The organism is Pseudomonas sp. ASL8 (assembly GCF_056680355.1).
On sequence record NZ_CM155278.1, the window covers coordinates 4,427,715 to 4,445,540 of the forward strand.

General features: G+C 57.3%; 13 protein-coding genes. 5 read left to right on the forward strand and 8 right to left on the reverse strand.

Annotated features, from left to right (window positions below):
• The first annotated feature begins 36 nt into the window (after positions 1 to 36).
• Entirely contained in the window at positions 37 to 1,860 is a 1,824-nt protein-coding gene (locus AC1MEA_RS20280) for an ATP-binding protein (protein ID WP_306823010.1), read from the forward strand.
• A gap of 21 nt (positions 1,861 to 1,881) precedes the next feature.
• Here AC1MEA_RS20280 and AC1MEA_RS20285 read toward each other — a convergent pair whose 3' ends face one another.
• Positions 1,882 to 2,898 carry a DNA-binding protein gene (locus AC1MEA_RS20285; protein WP_219059731.1) on the reverse strand — a complete coding sequence of 339 codons (1,017 nt, stop codon included), beginning with the start codon at positions 2,896 to 2,898 and terminating at the stop codon, positions 1,882 to 1,884.
• 178 nt (positions 2,899 to 3,076) lie between these two features.
• Between AC1MEA_RS20285 and AC1MEA_RS20290 the strand changes: the two genes are divergently transcribed.
• From AC1MEA_RS20290 to ahpF, 3 genes are all read left to right on the forward strand, one after another.
• Positions 3,077 to 4,036: a site-specific integrase gene (locus AC1MEA_RS20290; protein WP_480417186.1), complete on the forward strand. Its 960-nt coding sequence runs from the start codon at positions 3,077 to 3,079 to the stop codon at positions 4,034 to 4,036.
• 101 nt (positions 4,037 to 4,137) lie between these two features.
• The gene (gene ahpC, locus AC1MEA_RS20295; protein WP_219059729.1) at positions 4,138 to 4,701 is read left to right on the forward strand and encodes an alkyl hydroperoxide reductase subunit C; all 564 of its coding nucleotides are present in this window, start codon (positions 4,138 to 4,140) and stop codon (positions 4,699 to 4,701) included.
• Between the two features lie 126 nt (positions 4,702 to 4,827).
• Positions 4,828 to 6,390 carry an alkyl hydroperoxide reductase subunit F gene (gene ahpF / locus AC1MEA_RS20300; protein ID WP_480417187.1) on the forward strand — a complete coding sequence of 521 codons (1,563 nt, stop codon included), beginning with the start codon at positions 4,828 to 4,830 and terminating at the stop codon, positions 6,388 to 6,390.
• A 67-nt stretch (positions 6,391 to 6,457) separates the two neighbouring features.
• On the opposite strand, the gene gloA is transcribed toward ahpF, so the two are convergent.
• A complete protein-coding gene (gloA, locus tag AC1MEA_RS20305; protein WP_480417188.1) occupies positions 6,458 to 6,979 on the reverse strand; it encodes a lactoylglutathione lyase in 522 nt (173 codons plus the stop codon).
• Positions 6,980 to 7,132: 153 nt separating this feature from the next.
• Between gloA and AC1MEA_RS20310 the strand changes: the two genes are divergently transcribed.
• Positions 7,133 to 7,684, forward strand: a complete 552-nt coding sequence (locus AC1MEA_RS20310; RefSeq protein ID WP_480417189.1) for a DUF4946 domain-containing protein — start codon at positions 7,133 to 7,135, stop codon at positions 7,682 to 7,684.
• 522 nt (positions 7,685 to 8,206) lie between these two features.
• Here AC1MEA_RS20310 and AC1MEA_RS20315 read toward each other — a convergent pair.
• The 6 genes from AC1MEA_RS20315 to AC1MEA_RS20340 all read right to left on the reverse strand — a co-directional run bounded on the left by AC1MEA_RS20315 (position 8,207) and on the right by AC1MEA_RS20340 (position 17,782).
• Positions 8,207 to 8,569 carry a histone-like nucleoid-structuring protein, MvaT/MvaU family gene (locus AC1MEA_RS20315; protein ID WP_219060318.1) on the reverse strand — a complete coding sequence of 121 codons (363 nt, stop codon included), beginning with the start codon at positions 8,567 to 8,569 and terminating at the stop codon, positions 8,207 to 8,209.
• A 377-nt stretch (positions 8,570 to 8,946) separates the two neighbouring features.
• Positions 8,947 to 10,047 carry a tetratricopeptide repeat protein gene (locus AC1MEA_RS20320; RefSeq protein WP_480417190.1) on the reverse strand — a complete coding sequence of 367 codons (1,101 nt, stop codon included), beginning with the start codon at positions 10,045 to 10,047 and terminating at the stop codon, positions 8,947 to 8,949.
• A 185-nt stretch (positions 10,048 to 10,232) separates the two neighbouring features.
• The gene (locus AC1MEA_RS20325) at positions 10,233 to 11,627 is read right to left on the reverse strand and encodes an efflux transporter outer membrane subunit (RefSeq protein WP_219059724.1); all 1,395 of its coding nucleotides are present in this window, start codon (positions 11,625 to 11,627) and stop codon (positions 10,233 to 10,235) included.
• On the reverse strand, positions 11,624 to 14,803 hold the full coding sequence (locus tag AC1MEA_RS20330; RefSeq protein ID WP_480417191.1) for an efflux RND transporter permease subunit: 3,180 nt from the start codon (positions 14,801 to 14,803) through the stop codon (positions 11,624 to 11,626). Before AC1MEA_RS20330 ends, AC1MEA_RS20325 begins: the two co-directional genes overlap by 4 nt.
• A gap of 12 nt (positions 14,804 to 14,815) precedes the next feature.
• Entirely contained in the window at positions 14,816 to 16,057 is a 1,242-nt protein-coding gene (gene mexE, locus AC1MEA_RS20335; RefSeq protein WP_449635429.1) for a multidrug efflux RND transporter periplasmic adaptor subunit MexE, read from the reverse strand.
• A gap of 180 nt (positions 16,058 to 16,237) precedes the next feature.
• Positions 16,238 to 17,782, reverse strand: coding sequence for a Fic family protein (locus tag AC1MEA_RS20340; protein WP_480417192.1), 1,545 nt, complete (start codon positions 17,780 to 17,782; stop codon positions 16,238 to 16,240).
• Positions 17,783 to 17,826: the final 44 nt, after the last annotated feature.

Here is a 17,826-nt window from a genome sequence, read left to right on the forward strand (position 1 = left end):
ATATCGCCAGTCATCACTCGAGCTGCAGGACGAGGATTGAGCCATGCAGAAGAAGTTTTCAGGACGTGGGTCAGCTTCTTGAGCAGCCACAACCTTGGGGTCGCAGCGCCCTGGAGTGAGGAGGCGCGATTAGCCGCGCTTGCTCACTTCAACATCCTCGACACGTTACCGGAACAGGCATTCGATGATATTGCCTGTCTCGCGGCCCAGCTGTGCGAGGTGCCGATGGCGCAGATCAATCTGATCGATGCCGGGCGCCAGTGGCCCAAGGCTCAGGCGGGGCTGGCGTTGCCGGAAGTGCTCATTGAACATTCTATTTGCGCTCAGACGATTCGTCAGCCCGGCGTGATGATGGTCGACGATCTGCGAGTGGATCCGCGGTTCGCCGATAACCCTCTGGTCGCCGATGTCCCAAACCTGCGTTTTTATGCCGGGACCGCGCTGCTCACCGCTGAAGGGCTGCCGCTGGGGACGCTCTGTGTTTACGATGTAGAGCCTCGACATCTTTCTGAGTCGAAGCTTGCCGCTCTGGCCGCCTTGGCGCGTCAGGTGGTCAACCAGTTGGAGCTGCGTAGGGCTTTGTACGATCAGCAAGAAGCGTTGCGCGATCTCAATGAAGGCCTGGAGCGGCGGGTGGCAGAGCGCACCCTGGAAATGCTTCGGATCAACGAATTGCTCCAAGTCGAAATGAGAGAGCGTGAAAACGCTGAAGAGGCGCTGCGTCATGCGCAAAAAATGGACGCTATCGGGCAACTGACGGGTGGTATCGCCCACGACTTCAATAACATGCTGACGGGCGTGCTTGGCGCGCTTGAGTTGATTCAGCGGCGTGTCGCAGCCGGGCGCGTAGGGGAGATCGATCGCTACATTGATGCGGCGATGACCTCGGCCAACCGTGCAGCCTCGTTGACGCACCGACTACTGGCGTTTGCCCGGCGTCAGTCGCTGAGCCCGAAGGCGGTGGACGTGAATCGGATGGTGATCTCCATGGAGGAGTTGCTGCGGCGCACGCTTGGCGAAAGTATCGTACTGCGCACTGACCTTCAGTCTCGCTTGTGGCAAGCCAATACCGACGAACATCAGTTGGAAAATGCCTTGTTGAACCTGGTGATCAATGCCCGCGACGCGATGCCAGGGGGTGGACAGCTGACGATCAGTACAGCAATCGCACGCATCGATATGCAACAGGACACGCTGACGCCCGGTGAGTACGTGCTGCTGACCGTTGGAGACAGTGGTAGCGGAATGTCGGCCGAGGTGCTTGGTCGTGCCTTCGATCCCTTCTTTACCACCAAGCCGATCGGGCAGGGCACCGGGCTGGGCTTGTCCATGGTTTATGGGTTCATCAAGCAAACCGGTGGTCATGTGCATATCGACAGCGCCGAGGGGCAAGGTACGCGCATTCATTTGTATTTGCCTTGCCATCTGGAGTTGGGTGAGCGGCATATCGCCGAGCACGATAACCCACGCCCACCGCGGGCGCTAAAGGGTGAGCAAGTGCTGGTGGTCGAGGACGAGGTGGCTGTGCGCACGTTGGTGATCGATGTATTACGTGAACTCGGTTACGCGACGCTTGAGGCGTGCGACGGTGAAACCGCACTCATTGTGCTGCAAGGCCGGGAACGTATTGATCTGCTGGTCAGCGATGTCGTGCTACCAGGGCTTGACGGACAACAACTGGCAGGCATTGCCCGACAGCACCGCCCTGATCTGGGTGTGCTGTTCATGACGGGGTATGCGAGTAACGCTGAAATGTGTGCGGGGTTTCTTGATCAAGGCATGGATATGTTGATCAAGCCGTTCAGCATCGATGAGCTAGCACTCAAGGTACGCAATATGATCGAGCGCGCACGGCCCTGAGCGCCAAGGCCTGAGTGTTGATTACGGTTGCTGGGGTATTGGCGTTTCGGACACTTCGTTGATGGCTGAATGAGATATGCGCAGGTTTTCCAGGGCCAGCTGCGCCTTGATCATCTCGAGCTGAAGTGTTTGGTTTGACTGCTGTTGCTCGGCCAGAGCCTGTTTGAGCAGATCGCTTTCGCTCTGTGCTGCACTAAGGCGTTCTTGCAGTAATGCGCACTGGGTGTGCGTGTGCTGGTACTGCTCGTTCAGACTTGCCGATTGGTTCGTCGCCTTGTTCAGTTGCTCTTGCCGCGCGCTCAGCTCGCGCAGGGTGCTGCGGGTTTCGGCCAGCAAGCGCTCGTTGTCACGATTCAATTGGGTAATTTCATCCTGGCGCACCATCGCGCTTTGTTGCGCCTGGCGCAGTTCCATTTGCACCTGTTGCAATTGCCCCTCGTGACGACGCTGTTCCTGCTCGCGCTGTTCCTTGACTGAGTTGCGATAGTGCTCAAGGGCGTCACGCGCATGCAGGTGTTTTTCCTCCAGTGACCGTATTTGTCCCTCCTTGTCCTGCACGCGAAGCTCGAGATCGTGATGGGCCTGAAAGAGGCGGGCGGTGGTTGTTTGCTCGGTATGCAGCAACTCGCGAGTGGCATCCAGGGCTGCGTTTTGTACGCTGAGATCATCGCCTTGGGCAATGAACTGGCTCTGCAACTCGCTTAACTGGACTTGTGCTGCCGTCAATTCCTTTCGCAGTTCATCCTGTTTGGCCGTGAAGGCGGCTTGCGCCTGGTCGACAAGTGCATGCGCCTGTTCCTGTAATCGCTGCGCCAGTCGACTCACCAACTCAGTCAGTTCGTCCCCGATCTCGGCCTGCGGCGCATTGCTGCGGGTATCAGTTTCGTCCAACTCCTTCAAATAGCGGTGAATGGTCGTCTTCGAGCCGGTGTTGCCCATTTCGATACGTACCGCGTCGATGCTCGGGTGCTCGCCGCGCGCGAGCAGCGCCGAGCGTGCCATCTGAACGACTGCCTTGTTTACACCGCCGCGTGCCATGTCGAGCTCCTACGATTTCGTACTGTGGTATGTACCCTGTAATTACATACTATAGGAATACAAATTATGCTGCTGTAATTCTAAAAATACACACGGGATATACTGGTATTATCCAATCTGAGCCGCAAAAAAACGCGTTTCAACCGCGCTTTTCAGTACACAAACGGAATCTCCAACCATGAATGATCTCGATCGCTACTTATCAGCCGCGACCCGTGACAACACGCGACGCAGCTACCGGGCGGCCATCGAGCATTTCGAAGTGACGTGGGGCGGGTTTCTGCCTGCGACCAGCGACAGCGTGGCGCGCTACCTGGTGGCGTATGCAGGCGTGCTGTCGATCAACACGCTGAAGTTGCGCTTGTCGGCATTGGCGCAATGGCACAACAGCCAAGGGTTTGCAGACCCGACCAAAGCGCCCGTCGTACGCAAGGTGTTCAAGGGTATTCGCGCCCTGCATCCCGCTCAGGAGAAACAGGCTGAGCCACTGCAACTGCAACAGCTGGAACACGTGGTGGCGTGGCTCGATCAAGAAGCCGTACAGGCGCAGGCCGACGACAATCAGCCTGAGCTTTTACGTTGCCGTCGCGATGCGGCGCTGATCCTGCTGGGATTCTGGCGAGGTTTCCGCAGCGACGAACTGTGTCGCCTGGACATCGAACATGTTCAAGCGGTCGCGGGCTCAGGGATCAGTTTGTATCTGCCGCGCAGCAAAAGTGATCGGGACAATCTGGGCAAAACCTACCAGACTCCGGCACTCCAGCGTTTATGCCCGGTACAGGCCTACATCGAGTGGATCAATTGCGCAGCTCTGGTGCGCGGCCCGGTGTTCAGAGCCATTGATCGCTGGGGTAATCTGGGTGAAGAGGGCTTGCACGCAAACAGCATCATTCCGTTGCTGCGTCAGGCGCTGGAGCGTGCGGGTATTCCCGCCGAGCAGTACACCAGCCACTCATTACGCCGGGGTTTTGCCACGTGGGCGCACCGCAGCGGTTGGGACCTGAAGTCGCTGATGAGCTACGTCGGCTGGAAAGACATGAAGTCGGCTTTGCGCTATATCGAAGCCACGCCATTCATGTCAGTCAGTGGCAGCGCAGAGGCTCCAGTGATTTCTTCTATTAATAAACATCTCTTATAGTGAAAACCAATCAGCGGCATGAGGTTTGCCAATGAGCCCGTGCCGCCGGTTGTGCGTAAGATCCATCTCATAGATTTTTCCAACCATCAGGAGATTCATCGATGCCTATCATCAACAGCCAAGTCAAGCCATTCAAAGCCACTGCGTTCGCCAACAACGCATTCGTCGACGTCTCTGAAGCCGACCTGAAAGGCAAATGGTCTGTCGTATTCTTCTACCCAGCTGACTTCACCTTCGTTTGCCCTACCGAACTGGGCGATCTGGCTGATAACTACGCTGAGTTCAAGAAACTGGGCGTTGAAATCTACGGCGTGTCGACTGACACCCATTTCGCCCACAAAGCCTGGCACGACACCTCCGAGGTGATCAGCAAAGTCCAGTTCCCATTGATCGGTGACCCGACTCACGTGATCTCGCGCAACTTCGATGTACTGATCGAAGAAGCAGGTCTGGCTGACCGTGGCACCTTCGTGATCAACCCGGAAGGTCAGATCAAAATCGTTGAACTCAACGATGGCGGCGTAGGCCGTGACGCTTCCGAGCTGCTGCGCAAGGTCAAAGCTGCCCAGTACGTTGCTGCTCACCCAGGCGAAGTTTGCCCAGCCAAATGGAAAGAAGGCGAAGCCACTCTGGCCCCGTCTCTTGACCTGGTCGGCAAGATCTAAGTCGACATGCATCGGCTGGGGGCCATGAGCTCTTAAGCACGTAAACCGCATCGCCCCCAAAAACGCCCGGGCGACCATCGCCTGGGCGTTGTTTTTTCTAGCGTACAAAAAAAGGAAATCGCCCTCATGTTGGACGCCAATCTTAAAGCCCAGCTGAAGTCATACCTGGAGCGGGTTACCCTGCCGTTCGAGATCGTTGCATCCCTTGATGACGGCGCGAAATCCGAAGAAATGCTCGCGCTGCTCAAAGACATCGTCAGTCTGACGCCGCACATCACCTTGCTCGACAACGGGACCGATGCGCGCACGCCGTCGTTCTCGCTGAACCGCCCGGGAGCCGATATCAGCCTGCGCTTTGCCGGCATCCCCATGGGCCACGAATTTACCTCGCTGGTGTTGGCGCTGTTGCAAGTCGGCGGTCATCCGTCCAAAGCCAGTGCGGACGTTATCGAACAGATTCGCTCGCTCAAGGGTGAATTCAATTTTGAAACCTATTTTTCCCAGTCTTGCCAGAACTGCCCGGACGTCGTTCAAGCCTTGAACTTGATGGCTGTGCTCAACCCTTGCATCCGTCACGTCGCCATCGACGGGGCATTGTTCCAGGCCGAAGTCACTGACCGGCAGATCATGTCTGTGCCGAGCGTTTACCTGAACGGCGAATTGTTTGGTCAAGGTCGTATGGGCCTGGAGGAAATTCTGGCCAAGATCGACACCAGCGCAGGTGATCGGCAAGCTGAAAAGCTCAATGCCAAAGACGCCTTTGACGTGCTGATAGTCGGTGGCGGCCCCGCCGGTGCGGCTGCTGCGGTCTACGCGGCGCGCAAAGGTATTCGGACCGGTGTTGCGGCTGAACGTTTTGGCGGTCAGGTGCTTGATACCATGGCCATCGAGAACTTCATCTCTGTCCAGCACACCGAGGGTCCTAAACTGGCCGTTGCGCTGGAAGAGCACGTCAAGCAATACGACGTCGACATCATGAACCTGCAGCGCGCGGATCAGCTTATTCCGGGCAAGGACGGAGCGTTGCACGAAGTGAAGTTCGCCAGCGGCGCCTCGCTCAAGTCCAGGACCGTGATTCTCGCGACCGGCGCAAGATGGCGCGAAATGAACGTCCCCGGTGAGCAGCAATACCGCAACCGTGGCGTGGCGTACTGCCCGCATTGCGATGGCCCGCTGTTCAAGGGTAAACGTGTCGCCGTGATTGGTGGTGGCAACTCGGGTGTAGAAGCGGCAATCGACCTGGCGGGTGTCGTCAGTCATGTCACCTTGCTGGAGTTTGATGTCCAGCTGCGTGCCGACGCTGTCTTGCAGCGCAAGCTCAACAGCCTGCCGAACGTGACGGTGATCACCAGCGCGCAGACCACGGAAGTGACCGGCGACGGTCAAAAGGTCAACGGCTTGCTCTACAAAAATCGCCAATCAGGCGAAACATTGACCATCGAGCTAGAAGGGATCTTCGTCCAGATCGGCTTGCTGCCTAACACCGACTGGCTCAAAGGCACCATCGAGTTGTCACCGCGCGGCGAGATCGTTGTTGATTCCCGTGGCGAGACATCTATTCCCGGGATTTTCGCAGCCGGTGACGTCACCACAGCGCCTTACAAGCAGATCATCATTGCGCTGGGCGAAGGTGCAAAAGCATCGTTGAGTGCGTTTGATCACTTGATCCGTACTTCTGCGCCGGAGTGATTCAGGCGCTTGCGACTAAGGAGCCCCCTGCATGCAGGGGGCTTTTTCATAGCAACACATTGTGAGGTCAGAGCGGCGTCGGCTGAATGATTTCGACCCAATAGCCATCCGGGTCTTTGATGAAGGCCAGGCTATTCATGCGGCCATCGGCCAGGCGCTTCTGAAACGGAACGCCCAGGCTTTCGAAGCGTTCGCACGCGACGTGAACATCCGGAACGGAGAGGCAGATATGGCCAAAACCGCGCGGGTCGGTATTGCCGTTGTGGTAGGTGAAGGCTGTGTCGTTCTCGGTACCGTGGTTGTGAGTCAGCTCCAGAATCCCGGGAATGGATTTCATCCACTGGTTGCGAGCGGCGTCGTCTGCCGGGATCTGTCCTTTATCCACCAATGCAAGGAAATACAGGCTGAATTCCGCTTCAGGGAAGTCACGTTTTTCAACCAGGCTGAAGCCCAATACGCGGGTGTAGAAATCCAGGGAAGCCGTAATGTCCTTGACTCGCAGCATGGTGTGGTTGAACACAAAGCCTTGTGTCGCGACATCCGGGGTGGCGGTGACGCCGGCAAAGGTGTTCAGTTCGTGCAAGCTCATGGGTATCTCCCGTTAAAAAATCTGTAATCGCCAAATGATACGGGGCAGGGCAGTCAGTGCCAAACCCGGGCGGTGATAAAAAGGCGGCAAAGCCTTGTCCGTTGGCGGTGACAGGCTCAAACTTTCCGGCTCATTGTCCTGGTAGTACCGATCATGATTTACCTGCAACGCAGATCATCCTTGATAAGCCTGTGCCTGCTGCTCGGCCTGAGCGGTGTGCATGCGGCCGATGTGTTGATCACCTGGCCAAGCGGCTGGGAAGTCGAGCCTTTGCCACCAGCCGCTGATGCTGCAGCGCAGCCGTCAGTGCAAATGAGACAACGCGCAGTGAAGAATGATCAGAATGGCGACCCGATCATGGTCATGGAGTTGACTCAGTCGCGGCTTCAGCCGGGGCATGATGTCAACGTGCAGAGCGTATTGCTGGAAATGCGCAAATCGGTCCAGATCGACTTTGTCCGGGGTGGATTTCAGAGCGTTTGCAGCAAGATTCATGAAAGCACTCTGAGTGATCTTCCGGCGCTGGAAACCACCTGCACCATCACTCAGAACGGCGGGCACGTCATGACTCAGACGCTGGTCGCGGCAGCAAACCACGACATGGCCTGGTCACTTTCCTACGCGGGCTCTGCCGATGGCTACGTCGAGAGCAAAGAGGAGGTGCAGCGTATTCGGGACAGTCTGCACTTGGTGATTGCGCCGTAAACGCAAAGGCGCGAACAGCGCTGGCGCCAAATAACAGGCAAAAAGAAACCCGCCGAAGCGGGTATTGGGGCGCTAATCCTTTAGCAGCGCTCATCCTGTAAGAATCGATGTGAAAAATGTGTGAAGTGAAAAATCTGTCCGACTAGTGAGCGCGATGGTGCCGGGCGGATGCAGCTCCCGCAATCGGGGCCGAGCGCCTCGGTGTATCGCAGGGTTGACCATTATTAGATGTGCACAGGCTGTAGCATCGAATAGCCACTAGATGGTCTGCCTTCAAGTAAGCGACCTGTTATTATTTTGTTACATCACCGACTAATGCCGCACGGGAGGACAGTCAAACAGGGGCGGTAGGAAAAGTCTGAGATACCTGTATGAATGGGTACCTGATTTAACTACTTACGACACTGATCGTGACTATTTTTCTGTCGGAAGGCTGAACCAGTTACACATTGCCATGGCAGTGAAGTTGACAGGCAATAAAAAGCCCTGCACAGCAGGGCCTTTTAAGTTCGATGATTTCGATCAAGTGCGAAGCCATGAATCTACGGTATCGACACCGTATTGCTCTTTCCAGGATTTCAGACCGCGGTGATTGCCGCCTTTGGTTTCAATCAACTCACCTGTGTGCGGGTTCTGATAAACCTTCACGACACGTGCTCTGCGGCGTTTTGGACCTGTAGGCGCGACCTGAGACGACGAGCTGTTGGGGTCGAGTATGGCGACGATGTCGCGCAGGCTCTTGCCGTAGCTGCTCATCAAGCCCTGAAGCTTCTGTTCGAATTCGATCTCCTTCTTTAGTCCAGCGTCATTCTTCAAGGACTCCAGCTGTGCCAGCTGTTCTTGAAGGGCTTTTTCTGCTGCGCGAAACTCGGCGAGTCTAGACAAATATATTACTCCGACAGTGTAGTTGGCTGTTCCCAGCCCGACAAAGCTATAAGGCAAGAGCTTCTGGCCGATTCCTTCGTTCAATTCTCTACCACAACCCCTGAGCGCGTTCCTTCTGTGAAGAAACTAACGGCTTGCGGTCAGTCACGCTCAAGTGGAAAAAAGGGTAGTTGTTAACCAGTTGCAGGTAAATAATGCACTTTTTTTTCGAGTTAGAAAATAGTCTTTATGCAAATGATTATAGTGAATGCGGAATTTCACTTTGCCACTGCCCTAATTCTCTGTGGTATCAGATGAAGCGCGGTGTAAGTAATTTCCGATATTAACCGCGCATCGGAAAACCAGTAACATCGGCTTCCGGCGGCTATATCAGAGCACTAGAGGCCCTGTTGAAGCGCGGGGTCGTCCGGATTCTGCTGCTCCAGTTCTGCAAGCAGTACCTGAACTTTTTGCAGTTGCCCACTTTCTTGCCAGTAACGAATCAGCAGGACCCGTGCGTCGCGATTGGCGGGATGACGCTGTACGATTTCTTCGAGCTGCTTCTGTGCCGCCTCCAGTTGATCGAGGTCGTGCAAGGCAACGGCCAGGTCATAGCGGTAGCCATTATTTTCCGGCTCAAGCTCCAGCGCTTTTGCCAATGCAAGCAGGGCATATTCGCTTTGCCCATGGTGCAGCAGCCACAGACCCAATACGTGTTGCAGCATCGCGGATTTGGGGTTGCGCTCTAGCTGTTGACCCAGCAGCTGCCGAGCCTTGTCGACCTGGCCCTGCTTATCGAACGCGGCAATCTGCGCCAGTCCGGCTTGCAGATTATTCGGGTCCAGCGCGAGCGCCTGTTCCAGGGCCTTCATGGCCGGAATCTGATCACCGCTGTGCAGATAAAGGGTGGCCAGTTGCAGCTGACCCTGACTGGTCGGCGGCTGGCCAGCGAGGACATGCTCATACTGTTCAACGACCTGCTCCAGCGGGCCAAAGTATAGCCCCAACTCATCAGGTGTCAGACCCAGCAGGGCTTCCGCTGCACTGAAGCGCGTGGCCTGGTCAGTTTCATCGAGCAGAGGCCCCAGCAACACACTGCGTTGACTGCCGGAAACCAGCTTGACGATGGCATCAATCGCCGCTTGCCGGACCGCTGGCGCGCTGTGGTGTAAATCACTGTTTGCCAGTTTCAATGCCTGTGGGCTGGGGTAGTTGGGCAACTCGACCAGCAAGTTGACGCGGCGGACGTCAGACAGGTCGGTACGCGACAACTGTTGATAGAGTACCCGAGCCGCTCCCGGCTTACCGTTGTGCGCTTGTTCCACGGCTTGGGAGTAACCGTGTGGGGTGGCAAAGGTCGGCGGAGTGGAAGGGGGGCTGCGAAACAACAGGAAGCCTGCGCCAAAAACAATGATTGATAGCGTGATCGTGTAACCGAGGCGCCACTGACGGCCGGTTTTTGGCTCAGTGGAGGAACCTTTAAAAGGCGGTTTTGGCATACCTGTATCCAGTCCATGACGGCTTGCAGCTTCACGGAGTGACTGGCAGCTGTCAAACGACAATCATCCCGGCAGGCCCGGCAACGTGGTTTTTGGAGGGGGAGGCACAAGAAAGCCCCGCGACCGAAAGGACGCGGGGCTGAAAGGTTAACCGATGGAGTCCATCACTGGAGGGATTGCAGGCATCAAGCCTGTGGCTGCCAGCCACCCCCCAATGCCTTGTAAATGGCAACAATCCCCCGATACATCTCGACCTCGGCCTGGGCCTGAGAATCTTCGGCGGCCAATCGCTCACGCTCGGCATCGAGCAGCACAAGGAAGTCCACTGTGCCTTCGCGGTACTGAATAGATGCCAAGTCAGCAGCGGAACGACTGGCTTCGCTTTGACGCAGCAGAGAGATCAGGCGTTGTTGCCGTTTAGCATAGTCGCTGAAGGCATTTTCCGACTCTTCCAGGGCCAGCAGCACCTGCTGTTCATAGGTGGCCAAGGCGCCGTCGGCTTGAGCATCGGCGCCCCGAATCCGCGCACGCACGCTGCCGAGGTCAAACGCGGCCCAGGTAATGCTTGGACCAAGCGCCCAGGCTTGCGCGGCTGAGGAGCCGAGTTGCGAGCCGCGTGCGGCCGTGAAGCCCAGGAACCCACTGAGGCTGACGCGAGGGAACAGGTCCGCAGTCGCGACACCGATGCGCGCCGTCGCAGCCGCCAGTTGGCGCTCGGCGCTGCGCACGTCGGGACGATGGCGCAGCAGCTCAGTCGGATCGCCGATGGGCAAAGCTTTGGCGATGGCCGGCAATTTAGCCGGGCTCAGGTCGATGGTCAGCGCCTCTGGCCGCTCGCCCAGCAGCGTGGCGATGCGATTGCGCTGGCGCACTTGTTCTGCTTGCAGTTGCGGCACCGTGGCCTCGACGGCGGCCAGTCGTGCATCGGACCGCACTACGTCGAGCTCATTGCCGACACCGGCTTCACGCAGGTTCACGGTAATGGTGCGCGAGTCCTGCTGGTTCTTCAGGTTGGCCCGAGCAATGCCTTCGCGCAGCTGTGCGCCCCGCAGTTGCCCGTAAGCATCGACCAACTCGGCGGTCATGGTGACCTGAAGTTGGTAAAGATTGGCTTCGGCCACCTCCTGATCGGCAGTGCTGGCTTCCAGTTCGCGCTGGATCCGCCCGAACAGGTCGAGCTCCCAGGCCATGTCCAGTCCCAGGTCATAGCGCTCGGTGTTGACTCGCTGAGTCGTGGTCCCTGGTTGCTGACCTTTGCCCAGATCGCTGCTGACGCGGCTGGTGATCACCGGCATGGCATCGTTGCTGATGTCATCGCGAATCGCACGGGCTGCGCGCAAACGGGCGAAAGCGACGCGCAATTCACGGTTCCCGGTCAACGACTGGGCCACCAACTGGTTGAGAATCGGGTCATCGAACTGCTGCCACCAGACGGTTTCAAGGTGACTGCGGTCGTAGTGACCTTGTGCCGCTGATTCGACCTTAGCCGGTGCGGTGTCCGGGGTTTTATAGTCCGGGCCGACGGCGCAGGCCGCGAGGGCAAGGACCAGAAGGCTCGGGAGAAAGAGTTTTACGCTCATTGTTGCGCCTCCAGCGTCAGGGCCTTGTCAGCGTTACGAGCCTGCTTGCGTCCCACATAGTTACGGATCAATACGTAGAACACGGGTGTCAGCAGCAGGCCGAAGAAGGTCACCCCGAGCATCCCGGAGAACACCGCCACGCCCATGGCATGACGCATCTCTGCACCGGCACCGCTGGACAGGACCAGAGGCACAACACCCATGATGAACGCGAAGGAGGTCATCAGGATTGGACGCAGACGCAGACGGCAAGCTTCCAGTACCGCAGCCAGCGGGGTCATGCCTTCATCTTGTTTGTCTTTGGCAAACTCGACGATCAGGATCGCGTTCTTGCAGGCCAGCCCCACGAGTACGATCAAGCCGATCTGGGTGAAGATGTTGTTGTCGCTACCGGCAATGATGACCCCGGTAATGGCTGACAGCAGCGTCATCGGCACGATCAGGATCACCGCCAGTGGCAGGCTCCAGCTTTCATACAGGGCCGCCAGCACCAGGAACGCCAGCAGTACGCAGAGCGGGAAGACCAACAGGGCGGTATTGCCGGACAAAATCTGCTGATACGTCAGGTCAGTCCACTCGTAGGTCATGCCGTTGGGCAATTCCTCCTTGAGCAGTTTTTCAACGGCGCTCTGCGCTTGCCCGGAGCTGTAGCCGGGCGCGGCTGCACCGTTGATTTCAGCCGTGATGTAGCCGTTATAGTGCATGACGCGATCAGGCCCGGAGGTATCGCTGACCTTGATGAACGTCGCCAGGGGGATCATTTCGCCGACGTTGTTGCGCACTTTCAGTTGACCGATCTGCTCAGCCTCCAGACGAAATTGTTGTTCAGCCTGAACGTTGACTTGATAGGTACGGCCAAAACGGTTGAAGTCGTTGGCATACAACGAACCCAGATAAATCTGCAGGGTATCGAAGATGTCCGAGATCGCTACACCATGGGTTTTGGCCTTTTCACGGTCGATAGCGGCATCGACCTGTGGCACGTTGACCGTGTAGCTGGTGAACAAGCCCGCGAGTTCTGGAACGCTGTGGCTCTTGTTGATGACGTTCTGGGTTTCTTTGTACAGCTCTTCGTAACCCAGGTTGCCACGGTCTTCGATTTGCAGGCGGAAGCCGCCAATAGTGCCGAGTCCCTGCACCGGCGGTGGCGGGAAGATCGCCATGTAGGCTTCCTGGATGACACCGAACTTACCGTTCAAGGCACCGGCAATGGCACCCGCCGATTCGCTCTTGTCCTTACGCTCGTCGAACGGCTTCAAGGTAACGAAGACGATGCCCGCGTTAGGGCTGTTGGTGAAGCCGTTGATCGACAGGCCGGGGAAGGCGACAGCACTTTCTACACCGGGCTGTTTGAGCGCGATGTCAGACATGCGTTTGATCACATCTTCGGTACGGTCCAGGCTTGACGCATCCGGCAGTTGAGCAAAGGCCACCAGGTACTGCTTGTCTTGTGCAGGCACGAAACCGGTCGGCGTGTTGGCGAAGCCGAACCAGGTCATCACGATCAAACCCGCGTAGACAAACAAGGCGATGCCGCTGCCACGGATAACCCTGCCGACGGTTCCTACATAGCCACGGCTGGCTTTGTCGAAGAATCGGTTGAACGGCCGGAACAACCAGACCCCGAACAACTTATCGAGAAATCTGGAAAAGGCATCCTTCGGCGCATCGTGGCTTCTAAGTAACACGGCGGCCAGGGCCGGCGACAAGGTCAAGGAGTTGAACGCGGAGATCACTGTAGAGATCGCAATCGTCAGGGCGAACTGTTTATAGAACTGCCCGGTCAACCCGGAGATGAATCCCGCCGGGATGAACACTGCGCACAATACCAGCGCGGTGGCGATGATCGGTCCGGTGACTTCACGCATGGCGCGCTTGGTCGCTTCGACCGGCGTCAGTCCTAGCTCGATATTACGTTCGACGTTCTCCACCACTACGATGGCATCGTCCACCACGATACCGATGGCCAGTACCAGCCCGAACAGCGACAGCGCATTCAGCGAGAAACCGAACATGTGCATCACGGCAAAGGTGCCAATCAGTGAGACTGGAACAGCCACCAGTGGAATGATCGAGGCGCGCCAGGTCTGCAGGAACAGGATCACCACGAGCACGACCAGGATCAGTGCTTCGAACAACGTGTGGACCACTGCTTCAATGGAACCACGGACGAAAATCGTCGGGTCATAGACAATCGAGAAGTCCATGCCTTCCGGGAAGTTCTTCTTCAGCTCGGCCATTTTGGCGCGAACTTCGTTGGAGATATCAATGGCATTGGAGCCGGGGCGCTGGAAGATCGGGATCGCCACTGCGGGCTGGTTATTCAGCAGGGAGCGCAATGCATACTGGCTGGAGCCAAGCTCGATCCGGGCAATGTCCTTGAGGCGCGTGATTTCCCCTCCGGCGCCGGAGCGAATAATGATGTTTTCGAACTCTTCCTCACTGACCAGACGACCTTGAGTGTTCACCGACATCTGGAAGCTAGTGGTACCCGGCGCCGGTGGTGAACCAAGGGACCCGGCAGCGACCTGACGGTTTTGTTCACGGATCGCAGTCACGACGTCGGTCGCGGTCAGGTTGCGTGAAGCGACCTTGTTCGGATCAAGCCAGACACGTAGCGAATAGTCGCCCATACCGAACAGCTGCACGTCACCGACACCGCCCAGACGCGCCAATTCATCCTTGATATTGAGCAAGGCATAGTTGGACAGGTAGAGCATGTCGTAGCGTTTGTCCGGTGAGGTCAAGTGCACCACCATGGTCAGGTCGGGGGAGGCCTTGTCCACAGTGATACCAATGCGTGTCACTTCTTCCGGCAGCTTGGGTGCGGTCCGGGTCACACGGTTCTGCACCTGCACCTGAGCGTTGTCCAGGTCAGTACCCAGCGCGAAGGTGATGGTCAGGGTGATCTTGCCGTCAGCGGTGGACTGCGAGGACATGTAAAGCATGTTCTCGACGCCGGTGATCGCCTGTTCCAGCGGTGCAGCCACGGTTTCACCGATGACCTTGGGGTTCGCCCCCGGGAAGTTCGCACGGACCACGACGGTGGGTGGCACGACTTCCGGGTATTCACTGATCGGCAGCTGGAACAGTGAGATGGCGCCAGCGATCAGGATCAGCAGCGATAACACCGCCGCAAAGATCGGCCGCGTAATAAAGAATTGAGAGAAGTTCATTATGGTTATCCCTTAACCGCGTGGCGAAGCAGTGCTGGCAAGTTTGGCCGCAAGCTTGGGCTCGACGGGCTTCAGGTTGCTGGCCTCGAGTGCTTGACGCTGCTTATGCAGGGCGGTGAGGGTCTCGGCGCTGGCCATCAAAGCTGTTTCAGGGTCTACCGCTTGCCCCGGACGCACCCGTTGCAGGCCCTTGACCACGATGGTGTCGTCTTTGCTCAGGCCGCTGCGCACAATGCGCAAACCTTCGAGCTTCGGACCGAGTTCCACGCTGCGGTAGGCCGGTTTGTTGTCGGCCCCCATGACCAGCACGAATTTTTTCCCCAGGTCGGTGCCGACTGCTTCGTCATTGATCAGTACGGCTGAGTAAGTGCCGCTGCCTACCAGCTTGAGACGGGCGTACAGGCCCGGAGTGAATTGGCCGTCGGTGTTATCGAAAACCGCACGGCCTCGAATGGTCCCGGTTTTCGGGTTGACCTGGTTGTCGACGAAATTCATCTGGCCCTGATGCGGGTTGTCACTTTCATTCGACAGACCGAGGAACACCGGCGTGCTTTGGCCACGTTGGCCTTTGCGAGCCAGCTCGGTGTACTTCAGATAAACCCGCTCATCAGCATCGAAATAGGCATAAACCTTGTCCGTGGACACCACGCTGGTCAGCGGCGTGACATCCGCAGTCACAATGTTGCCGGCGGTGATTTCGGCACGGCTGACGCGGCCACTGATCGGCGAAGTTACGCGCGTAAAGCTCAGGTTCAAACGAGCCAGATCGAGTTGCGCCTGGATAGCATCGACGCCGGCTTTGGCTTCTTGGGCGGCGCTGCTGCGCGAATCGGCGAGTTCGGCGGAAATAGCATTGCTGGTCAGTAGGCGTTGGCCGCGTTGGGCTTCATTGCTGCTGCGCGTCGAATTAGCACGTGCTTGTTGCAGTTGGGCTTCGAGGCGACGGGCTTCAGCCTGGAAAGGGCGGGGGTCTATTTGAAATAGCAGGTCGCCTTTTTTGACCAACGCACCTTCAGTGAAGGCAACTTGATCAATCTGACCGGAAACCCGCGGGCGGATTTCAACGGTTTCCGGCGCCTCAAGGCGTCCGGTGAACTCATCCCATTCATTAACGGGCTGTTCCAGCACCTTGGCCACGGTGACTTTTGCTGCTGCCGGAGCCACAGTCGCTGCTGGATCGCGACCACACGCGCTGATCACGACCAAGGCCAAGGCGGCAAGGGGGTAGCGCACGTGTTTGAATGACTGTGCCATGGGAATAATCCGTCAAATTGTTAAGTTGGCGGATTTTGTTCTGGCGGGTTGTATTGCACGAATCGAATGAGCTGAAGGTCAGTATTATTCAGAATGATATAAAGCCGACGATGAGGCTCTAGACCAAGCTATCCGGGTCCCCGAAGAACAATGTGAAAGACAGAGACGTGAGGTTGAAAATCACTCTTCGCCGCTCCCCACTTCTCGTTCTTCGAATGCGGAGCGCACGGCTTCCACAACACGTTCCGACCGATGAGTGTCGTCCAGCTGCGGATACGCTTTCTTCAATTTGCCAGATACCTGCCAGCCATTTTCCTTGAGAGAGCGGATGATGCGGTTCGCGTCCTGATCCGGCATTTCTACCACCTCTTTGAGCCGCTCCTGAGCGCGCTGGAAAATGACCAGCACACGGGCCTCATCGGCCATCTCGGTACGGACCGTATGCGCCACGACCTGTGCCGTGTACAGGACGTGTTCAGTCAGATCAGGATAGCGCCATGCGAATTGCGCGTCGTCGTAGTCATCGAAGACCAGGTTGCTCGGGGTACCGTCCTCGTAGACGACGAGTTCTCCAAACCGATAGGACGCTGCGTAACGTTGCATGAATGGCCGCGAAAACACCTCCAGCGTACGATCGTAGCGCGCCCGAAAATCGATCGAGCTCGTGATGGTGGCCGACACCGGCAGGATCACGCCATCAGGCACTGCCTTATCGCGGATCAGGGTGTCGTTGATCAGGAAGCGATGGATCCGACCATTGCCGTCCCGCATGGGGTGGATATACACAAAGGCGAAGGCGATGGCCGCAGCTCGAGCCAGCGGCTCGGCACCCCGTGTTGCCAGCTCGAATGCTTTCAGGCCATCAAGCAGTTGCGCTAGCACCTCAAATTGAGGCGCAATGTAGTGCACGATGTCCTCGCGCATGGTCGCCTGTCCTACGAAGACCGGCGAGTGCCGCAGGCCCAGTCCGAAGGACTCATGACCCAAAATACCGGCTTGCAACGTGTGCAGGCTATCGTTGCTCAACGGATCCTTGATATGGCCACAGTACTTGGCGATCACGTGGGCAAACCGCTGGATCCTGTCGGCTTGGTCTGCCTCTTTCTCGATCAGAAAGCTCGCACGCGACTCCTTGAACGCCAGCCAACTGGCCGTGCGCATCAGGATGTCGGCGCCAAAGGTTTGGTTCAACTCGCGCAGTGCCGCATCCAGGTCAAATTGCAGCGCTTGCTGTACGGTATCGGTACGGCGGACCAGGGGGCAGAACTCCGGCACGCCGGGCAGATTATCGTTGATGCGCCAGCGCCGTATCCGCAGTGGCTCAACGCGGGTCAGGTACTGCTGCGATGAAACGGCATCGACATAGCCGCCATTGGTCACATCTGGTACATCCAGATGCTGCCCGGTTAGCCACTCGTACAGGAATCCGGTGCGGCGGGCATATTGGCCAAAGGGCACTTGCCGGCACCAGGCTTCGATGGACTCTGGGCCAGCAGCCGCAAACAGACGGGCGAAAAACTCGAGGTGAATTTCTTCGTACTTGAGCCCAAACTCGAAATGCCCCGCGAAATTGTCCAACGGCTGGTAGCTGGCGGGATACTTGTTCTCGACATGTCCGTTGCTTTCGCGGCTCATCCGTGTCGTACCGATCACCGATTCGACACGTAGGGGTTGTGCAAGCGCGATAGCGTAGCGATCGGCGAGTGCCTTGAAGCCTACTTGCATTGTCGAATCCCCTAACGAGAGCTAAAAAATGATAGCCAGAAGGG